The sequence below is a fragment of the Loktanella salsilacus genome, assembly GCF_900114485.1.
Lineage (GTDB): Bacteria > Pseudomonadota > Alphaproteobacteria > Rhodobacterales > Rhodobacteraceae > Loktanella > Loktanella salsilacus.
On sequence record NZ_FOTF01000021.1, the window covers coordinates 45,231 to 53,119 of the forward strand.

General features: G+C 61.7%; 9 protein-coding genes. 5 read left to right on the forward strand and 4 right to left on the reverse strand.

Features of this window, described 5'->3' with window-relative positions:
* The first annotated feature begins 42 nt into the window (after positions 1–42).
* The 3 genes from BM131_RS15795 (at position 43) to BM131_RS15805 (ending at position 3,430) form a co-directional block, all read left to right on the forward strand.
* A complete protein-coding gene (locus BM131_RS15795; protein ID WP_090191028.1) occupies positions 43–1,227 on the forward strand; it encodes an amino acid aminotransferase in 1,185 nt (394 codons plus the stop codon).
* Positions 1,228–1,427: 200 nt separating this feature from the next.
* Positions 1,428–2,384 (forward strand): L-malyl-CoA/beta-methylmalyl-CoA lyase, encoded by a 957-nt coding sequence (locus BM131_RS15800; RefSeq protein ID WP_090191029.1) that lies wholly within the window; start codon positions 1,428–1,430, stop codon positions 2,382–2,384.
* 83 nt (positions 2,385–2,467) lie between these two features.
* The gene (locus BM131_RS15805; protein WP_090191030.1) at positions 2,468–3,430 is read left to right on the forward strand and encodes an acetyl-CoA carboxylase carboxyltransferase subunit alpha; all 963 of its coding nucleotides are present in this window, start codon (positions 2,468–2,470) and stop codon (positions 3,428–3,430) included.
* A gap of 78 nt (positions 3,431–3,508) precedes the next feature.
* Here the strand turns inward: BM131_RS15805 and BM131_RS15810 are convergent, their stop codons facing one another.
* The 4 genes from BM131_RS15810 to BM131_RS15825 are packed head-to-tail and all read right to left on the reverse strand — an operon-like array spanning position 3,509 to position 6,463.
* Complete coding sequence (locus BM131_RS15810; RefSeq protein WP_090191032.1) at positions 3,509–4,111, reverse strand: pyridoxamine 5'-phosphate oxidase family protein; 603 nt, start codon at positions 4,109–4,111, stop codon at positions 3,509–3,511.
* Entirely contained in the window at positions 4,108–4,881 is a 774-nt protein-coding gene (locus tag BM131_RS15815; protein WP_090191033.1) for a lysophospholipid acyltransferase family protein, read from the reverse strand. Before BM131_RS15815 ends, BM131_RS15810 begins: the two co-directional genes overlap by 4 nt.
* Positions 4,878–5,792 (reverse strand): cell division protein FtsX, encoded by a 915-nt coding sequence (locus tag BM131_RS15820; protein ID WP_090191035.1) that lies wholly within the window; start codon positions 5,790–5,792, stop codon positions 4,878–4,880. Before BM131_RS15820 ends, BM131_RS15815 begins: the two co-directional genes overlap by 4 nt.
* Positions 5,792–6,463, reverse strand: coding sequence for a cell division ATP-binding protein FtsE (locus BM131_RS15825; protein ID WP_090191037.1), 672 nt, complete (start codon positions 6,461–6,463; stop codon positions 5,792–5,794). Before BM131_RS15825 ends, BM131_RS15820 begins: the two co-directional genes overlap by 1 nt.
* Before the next feature lie 171 nt (positions 6,464–6,634).
* Here BM131_RS15825 and BM131_RS15830 point away from each other — a divergent pair, with 171 nt between their 5' ends.
* Positions 6,635–7,525 carry a zinc-ribbon domain-containing protein gene (locus BM131_RS15830; RefSeq protein ID WP_175499384.1) on the forward strand — a complete coding sequence of 297 codons (891 nt, stop codon included), beginning with the start codon at positions 6,635–6,637 and terminating at the stop codon, positions 7,523–7,525.
* A 116-nt stretch (positions 7,526–7,641) separates the two neighbouring features.
* A partial coding sequence (locus BM131_RS15835) for a transposase (RefSeq protein ID WP_139222658.1) occupies positions 7,642–7,889 on the forward strand: 248 nt, incomplete at its 3' end.

The window sequence follows — 7,889 nt, forward strand, 5'->3', positions numbered from 1 at the left end:
CTTACCTTCGCAACTGGCCTGCAGGCCCAAAGGAAATCCGCGATGTTCCAAACGCTTAAGGCGCAAGCCCCTGACAAGATCCTGTCCCTGATGCAGGCCTACAAGGCCGACGACCGCGACACCAAGATCGACCTTGGCGTCGGTGTCTACAAGGACGCATCCGGCAACACGCCCGTCATGCGCGCCGTAAAAGAGGCAGAGCGCCGCTTGGTCGCGGAACAAACCACCAAGGCCTATACCGGCCTTGCCGGCGATCCTGCGTTTGCCGACGCGATGATCGACTTGCTGCTTGCGGACACTGTGCAGCGGGGCCGCATCGCCGCCATCGCGACCCCGGGCGGCACGGGTGCCATCCGCCAAGCGCTGGAAATGGTAAAGCTCGCAGCACCCGGCGCCACGATCTGGATCAGCAACCCCAGCTGGCCGAACCATGCGTCCATCATCAAATTCCTCGGCCTGCCCCTGCGCGAATACCGCTACTTTGACGAGGCCTCCCGCGGCGTCGATTTCGACGGCATGATCGCAGACCTGTCCACCGTGGCAGAAGGCGACGTCGTCCTGCTGCACGGCTGCTGCCACAACCCGACCGGCGCGAACCCGACGCTGGACCAGTGGGACCAGATCATCGCCACCTTGCAAAAAGTGCAGGCCGTGCCTTTCGTTGACGTCGCCTACCAAGGCTTCGGCGACGGCCTTGACCAAGACGCGCAGGCCACCCGCAAAATCGCGGCAGCCTTCCCCAACGTGATGATCGCCGCCAGCTGTTCCAAGAACTTCGGCATCTACCGCGAACGCACCGGCATCCTGATGGGCATCGCCCGCGACGCGGACGAAGCCAAACTGACCCAAGCCAACCTGAACTTCCTGAACCGTCAGAATTACTCTTTCCCACCCGACCACGGGGCCCGCGTCGTCACCACGATCCTGACTGACCCCGCCCTGCGCGCCGATTGGGAAGCAGAGCTGGAAGAGACTCGCAACGGCATGCTTGGCCTACGTAAACAGCTAGCGGATGAGCTACGCCAGCGTGCGAACGACGACCGCTTTGACTTTATTGCCGACCACCGCGGCATGTTCAGCCGCCTTGGCACGACAGAGGCAAAGGTCGAAATCCTGCGCGCCGATCACGGCATCTATATGGTCAGCGACAGCCGTATGAACATCGCTGGCCTGAACGCCGAAACCGTCCCGATCCTCGCGCAAGCGATCGTCGACGCTGGCATCTAAACCTCTGTGGGCCCGCCAATAACGCGGGCCCACCCTTCTTCTTGTCCGAAATATCCAAGGGGGGAGGCGCAGCCGCAGGGGGCAGCGCCCCCCCTTTTATGTTTGCGCAAACATGCTGCACCTGCAAACAGAACCCTTGCGACCCGTCACGCAACAATATACCGATTGCGTAACTTAAAATGAAATAAAGAACCTCACTCATGTCATTCCGCATCCAACCGACACCCCCTGCCCGCCCCAATCGCTGCCAGTTGTTTGGCCCCGGCTCGAACACCAAGCTTTTCGCGAAAATGGCCGCGTCGGATGCGGATGTCATTAACCTCGACCTCGAAGATTCCGTGTCCCCAAACGACAAAGACGCCGCCCGCGCCAACATCATTCAGGCGATCGGTGACATCGACTGGAACACCAAGCACCTCAGCGTGCGGATCAACAGCCTTGATACGTCCTTCTGGTATCGCGATGTGGTCGACCTGCTGGAACAGGCGGGTGACCGGCTTGATCAGATCATGATCCCCAAGGTCGGCTGCGCCGCCGATGTCTACGCCGTCGACGCCCTTGTCACCGCGATCGAGGCCGCAAAGGGGCGCCGCAAGCGCATCGCCTTCGAAGTCATCATCGAATCCGCTGCAGGCCTGGCGAACGTGGGCGAAATCGCCGCTTCCAGCCCGCGCCTGCAAGCCATGAGCCTTGGCGCTGCCGACTACGCCGCCTCTATGGGCATGCAAACAACGGGCATCGGGGGCACGCAGGACAACTACTACATGCTGCACGGCGAGACCCGCCACTATTCCGACCCGTGGCACTGGGCGCAAACCGCCATCGTCGCCGCTTGCCGCACACATGGCATTCTGCCCGTCGATGGCCCCTTCGGCGATTTCAGCGATGACGAAGGCTACCGCGCCCAAGCCCACCGCAGCGCAACGCTCGGCATGGTCGGCAAATGGGCGATCCACCCCAAGCAAATCGCCCTCGCCAACGAGGTATTCACCCCCTCGGCAGAAGCCGTCGCCGAGGCGCGCGAGATCCTTGCCGCAATGGAACAGGCCAAGGCCCAAGGCCAAGGCGCAACCGTCTACAAAGGCCGCCTTGTCGACATCGCCAGCATCAAACAGGCCGAGGTGATCGTAAAGCAATCCGAGATGATTTCAGGTTAGCGCAGCCTCGCGCAAATTGGGGTGCCCATTGCAATTCGAACCTTACGTCGCCTATATCGACGTAAGGCAAAAAGGGCGTTCCCATGACTCAGTATCTCGACTTTGAAAAACCACTCGCCGAAATCGAAGGCAAGGCAGAAGAACTGCGTGCCATGGCCCGCGACAACGCCGAGATGGACATCGAGAAAGAGGCCGCCGCGCTGGATAAGAAAAGCGCCGACCTGCTCAAATCGCTCTATGGCAACCTCACGCCTTGGCGCAAATGCCAGGTCGCGCGCCACCCCGAGCGCCCGCATTGCAAGGACTACATTGCCGCCCTGTTCACCGATTACACGCCGCTGGCAGGGGATCGGAACTTTGCCGACGACCACGCCATCATGGGCGGCCTTGCCCGTCTAGATGGCCGCGCTGTCATGGTGATCGGCCATGAAAAAGGCAACGACACCAAATCGCGGATCGAACATAACTTCGGCATGGCCCGGCCCGAGGGCTATCGCAAAGCCATCCGCCTGATGAACATGGCGAACCGGTTCGGCCTGCCCGTGGTCACGCTGGTCGACACCCCCGGTGCCTACCCCGGCAAAGGCGCAGAAGAACGCGGCCAATCCGAAGCCATCGCCCGCGCGACAGAAGCCTGCCTAGAACTCAACGTGCCCCTCGTCAGCGTCGTGATCGGCGAAGGCGGCTCTGGCGGCGCTGTCGCCTTCGCCACCGCAAACCGCGTCCTGATGCTCGAACACTCCATCTATTCCGTGATCAGCCCCGAAGGCTGCGCATCGATCCTGTGGAAAGATGCCGCAAAAACGCAAGAGGCGGCCGCCGCCCTGCGTCTGACCGCACAAAACCTTAAGGAACTTGGCGTCTGCGACACGATCATCGCCGAACCCCTTGGCGGTGCCCACCGCGGCGCACAGACCGCCATTGCGGCGGTTGGCAAGGCCCTGACGGCGACGCTCAAAGACCTCGACAAAGTCGCCGCTGACAAAATCCGCCTTGATCGCCGCAAGAAATATCTCGACCTCGGCAAAAAAGGCCTCGCCGCCTAAGGCTCGCCCTTCTTCTGGTTAAAAATACCTCGGGGGAGGCGCAGCCGGGGGCAGCGCCCCCTCCGTCCCCTGTGCAGATCACCACATCCGATCTTGCGCGCGTGCCACATAGTTGTCGTCGTAATCGACCGCATCGAACGTACCGTCTTGCTCGCGCAGCATCTCTCCCGCTGTTGGCACAGCGGTACGCATCGCCCCTGTATCCCATGTCTGCGACCGCATCAGTGCTTTGGCGCATTGAAAATACGCCTCTTGCACTGTCACAACGATCACGCTGCGGGGGTGCTTGCGGTTTTGGGTAAAGCTTTCCAGCACCTGCGCATCCGCCGTTACAATCGCCTGCCCGTTCACGCGCACGACGTTGTTTTCACCCGGCACCATGAACAGCAGACTGACCCGTCCGTCGCGGACGATATTGCGCAGGCTGTCGATGCGGTTGTTACCCTGCCAATCGGGCAACAGCAGCGTGCGCGCATCCGCGATCCGCACCACCGGCCCCACATCGCCGCGCGGGCTGCAATCGGTACCTTCCGGTCCGACCGTGGACACCATGACCAGCCGCGACGCCGCGATCCAGCGCCCATATGCGGGCGTAATCTGCTGCACGACCTTCCTCAGCGATGCTGGCACCGGGGGACCATACAGCGCCTCTAGCGCGGCTAAATCCGCGATGGGGGTCATACAGGCGGCCCTTCGACCTCTGGCGGGGTCGCAGTACGCACGGGCACAGTAAACCCAGCCTCGCGCGCTAGCGCGTCAGAGGCACCTTCGACTGCGACCTCAAGCTGGTGCAAAAAGGGGCGTAGGCCGATGCCGGCCGGGATCGGGTCTAGGAACTGGAACACCGCCGTGCCCGGCTTGCGGTAAACGCCGCGCTTGGGCCAGAAGACGCCCACATTCGTCGCCACGGGCACAACCGGCTGCTTCAAATCGGCATAAAGCGCTGCGGTGCCTTTCTTATAGGGCATGACAGCGCCCGGCCCGACGCGGGTGCCTTGGGGATAGATGCACAGCTGGCCCGGCGCGCCATCACCGGATTTTACCCGCGCCAGCATATCCCGGATCGCTGCACCCTTTTTGCCGCGGTCCACGGGGATACAGCCAGCACGATAGGCGAAAAATCCCAAGATGGGTGCATAAAGCAAAAGCCGCTTCATGATGAAACGTGGGCGCGGCAGCAGTTGATAGATATACATTACATCCATGAACGACTGATGCTTGGCCGCAATCATGCAGCCATAGGTCGGCGGCGTGCCGCGCACCTCGAACTTCAGGCCGATCATCCAGCCGGCCAGCCAGATCACAGCGCGAGAGTACCACAGGCAGGTATTCGCCGCACCGCGCGGATGGATTAGCGCATAGGGCAGAAACACGATGCCCATGACGGCCATCAGAATATACATCACGATGCTGAACAGCAGCGATCGCAGCCATTGAATTGCATAGCTCATGATTGCGTCCTCAAGGTACGCAGGGCAGCAGCCCTGGTGGCGAAAAAGGCGGTCACGCCCGCCAATGGCGGAATCATCAGCGGCGCAAGCCAGCCCAAACCTGTAAAGCCCAATCCGGTTAAGAAACCACCCGCATCGCCGCCGTCAGGCAAAATGGCCACCGCCATCACGCCCAGCAATGTCCCCAGCGCCGCCCCTGCCGCGGCCCGCAGGGTAAAGCGCCGCACAAAAGCGCGGGCAATATAGGTGTCGCGCGCGCCGACCAGCCGCAACACACGGATCACCTGCGCGTTGGCCGCCAGCGCCGATTGCGCGGCGAGTGTGATCATCGCAGCCGTCGCCCCGCCGATCAGCGCCAGCGCAACCCAGCCCAGCATCCGCAGCCGGTTCGCCGCCGTCACGAGCGGCTGCCGCCAGCGCGTGTGATCGTCCAGCACGGCGCCGGGCACTTCGGCTTGCAGGCGGGCACGCAAGCCCGTCGCGTCATAGCCGTCCGCCGTTTCGACGATTTCGATCAGTTGCGGGATCGGCAAGGCGTCAAGCGGCAAATCAGGCCCGAACCACGGCTCTAGCAAGGCGCGTTCTTCATCATCGCTCAGCGCGCGGGCGCTGGCGACACCGGGCGTTTGTTCCAGTACCGTCAGCGCGGCCCGGACCTGTGCATCGGCTTGATCGGCGGGCGCAGAAATGCGCAGCGTCGCGGTGCGTGCCAGTTCAGCTGACCAACGATCGGCCAGACGGCCTGTCGCCAGCGACAATGCAATCGCAAAGACGGCCAGAAACGCCATGGCAGCTGCTGTGAATAGCGTCAGCCGCGCGGTAAAGCCGGTGGGCGGCACAGCGCGGTCTGCTTGCGGATCACCGCCCAAAAGCGCCAAGGCACGGGCTGTCAGTTCTGATATACGGTCCATCACAGCGCCACCCCCGCCTGCAATCGCCCGCCCTTTAGCCGCAGCACATTGGCACTGACCTGCGCCTTAGCGGCGCGGATCAGGTTCAAATCATGGCTGGCGATCAACACGGTTTTGCCCATGCGGTTCAGCTCGACCAGCAGCGTCAGCAGGCGCTGCGACATTTCCCAATCGACATTGCCCGTCGGCTCGTCCGCGATGATCACATCCGGCGACGTAATCACAGCCCGCGCCAACGCGGCGCGTTGCCGTTCGCCGCCTGACAGCTCTGGCGGCAATTGCCCCGCCTGGGCGGACAGGCCGACCCACGCCAGCAGCTCGTCCAAATTGCCCTCAGCCTCGTTCGCGCGGCCAGCGACTTGCAAAGGCAGCGCGATATTTTCGGCGACCGGCAAATGGTCAAGGAACTGACAATCCTGATGCACGACGCCAATGCGGCGCCGCGCCAGCGCGATTTCGTCCCGGTTCATCTGCGCAGCATTTTGCCCAAACAGGCTGACCACCCCGCTTGTCGCCCGCAGATCGCCGTAGCATAATTTCAGCAACGTCGTCTTGCCCGCGCCTGACGGGCCGGTCAGGAATTGAAACGATCCCGGCGCAAGCGCAAGCGAAAGGCCCGAGAACAGCTCTGCCCCGCCATAGTTGTAGGCCACGTCCGATAGCTCGATCAAAGTGGTATCCTCACCTGTGTCAGCAATGTTTTGCCCAAATCTGCAACAGGTTACAATGCAATCACGCCGGATCGTGCTGCAAAACCTTGGCCTTAGTCGCGGGCATTGCTAGGAATGACGAAACAATGGGTGCCGATTGGTGCCTTGTGCTGTGCAAAAGGACCTGTGGCGATGCGGCTGATCTGCCCGAACTGCGGCGCTCAATACGAAGTCGGCCTGGATGTCATCCCCGATGACGGACGTGATGTGCAGTGTTCAAACTGCGGCCAGACATGGTTTGAAGACCCCAAAGACCCCTCTGCTGCGGCAGAAGACGATATGCGTGCGCCTGCAAAACCGGCATCTGTGTCGGTCGCCGCCACATCGCTGGCTGCTGTTGTTGCACAGCCCCAAACCACGCAAAGCGCGCCAGAGCAAAAGCCCGCGCCGAAGGTTGATGTTAAGCCAGAGCCGAAACAGGCTGCCCCTGTGGCCAGCACACCGCCGCAACCTGTGCGCAGCCAGCTGGACCCATCGATTGCCGATATCCTGCGCGAAGAGGCCGCACGCGAAGAAGCTGCGCGCAAATCCGAATCCGCTGGTGGTCTGGAACAGCAGGCTGATTTGGGACTGACCGAACCGGTCCGCCCCCGCCCCGTCCAGCCGGTCCCGCCGATGCCTTATGACCAAAGTCATGTGCACAAAGACAACGCGCAAAGCGCGCCCCCAGCCATGCCGCCAAAGCTGCCATCTGACACGCCGGGCAGCCGCAAAGAATTATTCCCCGATATCGAGGAAATCAATTCGACCCTGCGGTCCAGCGCGGACCGGGGCGGCTTGCCCCTGCTGCCGTCAGAAGAGGACGAAATCGCACGCCGCAGCAGCTGGCGCGGCTTTTTCGTGATGATCACACTGATCGTCATTCTGGCACTGATCTATGCCTATGCTGACACGATTTCAGCGCAGATCCCGGCCCTGTCGGCGGTCCTGTCAAGCTATGTTGATGCCGTGAATGGCGCGCGCCTTTGGCTGGATAACCAGATCGCAGCGATGCTGGGCGACGCGGTACCGCCCACCACCTAAGCCGTGCCGCCGCGCAGGCGGTACGGGCCTCATCTCTTAGAGCCCGATTTAAAACTATTTGAGTGAGTTCAGTGGTTTGTGATTCTGTTCGGTTGTGAAGCTGAATGGAGATCACAATGGCTTGGACTGAACTCACCCGCCGTCAACATGATCGAAAAGGCGATAAATACGCAAGCGATATGAAGGATGCGGAATGGGCGTTGATAGCGCCTTCGATGTCGCCGCCGAAGACAACTGGTCGGCCCCGTACGACATGTTTGCGCGACGTGGTCGACGCACTCCTCTACATTGCAACGACCGGATGCCAATGGCGTATGTTGCCCAACGACTTCCCGCCGGTTTCAACGGTTCGGGGCTATTTCTA

Coding starts and splice junctions, on each gene's coding strand:
- BM131_RS15805 (WP_090191030.1), top strand. CDS start 2,468: ATGACTCAGTATCTCGACTTTGAAAAACCACTCGCCGAAATCGAAGGC.
- BM131_RS15800 (WP_090191029.1), top strand. CDS start 1,428: ATGTCATTCCGCATCCAACCGACACCCCCTGCCCGCCCCAATCGCTGC.
- BM131_RS15820 (WP_090191035.1), bottom strand. CDS start 5,792: ATGGACCGTATATCAGAACTGACAGCCCGTGCCTTGGCGCTTTTGGGC.
- BM131_RS15815 (WP_090191033.1), bottom strand. CDS start 4,881: ATGAGCTATGCAATTCAATGGCTGCGATCGCTGCTGTTCAGCATCGTG.
- BM131_RS15830 (WP_175499384.1), top strand. CDS start 6,635: ATGCGGCTGATCTGCCCGAACTGCGGCGCTCAATACGAAGTCGGCCTG.
- BM131_RS15795 (WP_090191028.1), top strand. CDS start 43: ATGTTCCAAACGCTTAAGGCGCAAGCCCCTGACAAGATCCTGTCCCTG.
- BM131_RS15810 (WP_090191032.1), bottom strand. CDS start 4,111: ATGACCCCCATCGCGGATTTAGCCGCGCTAGAGGCGCTGTATGGTCCC.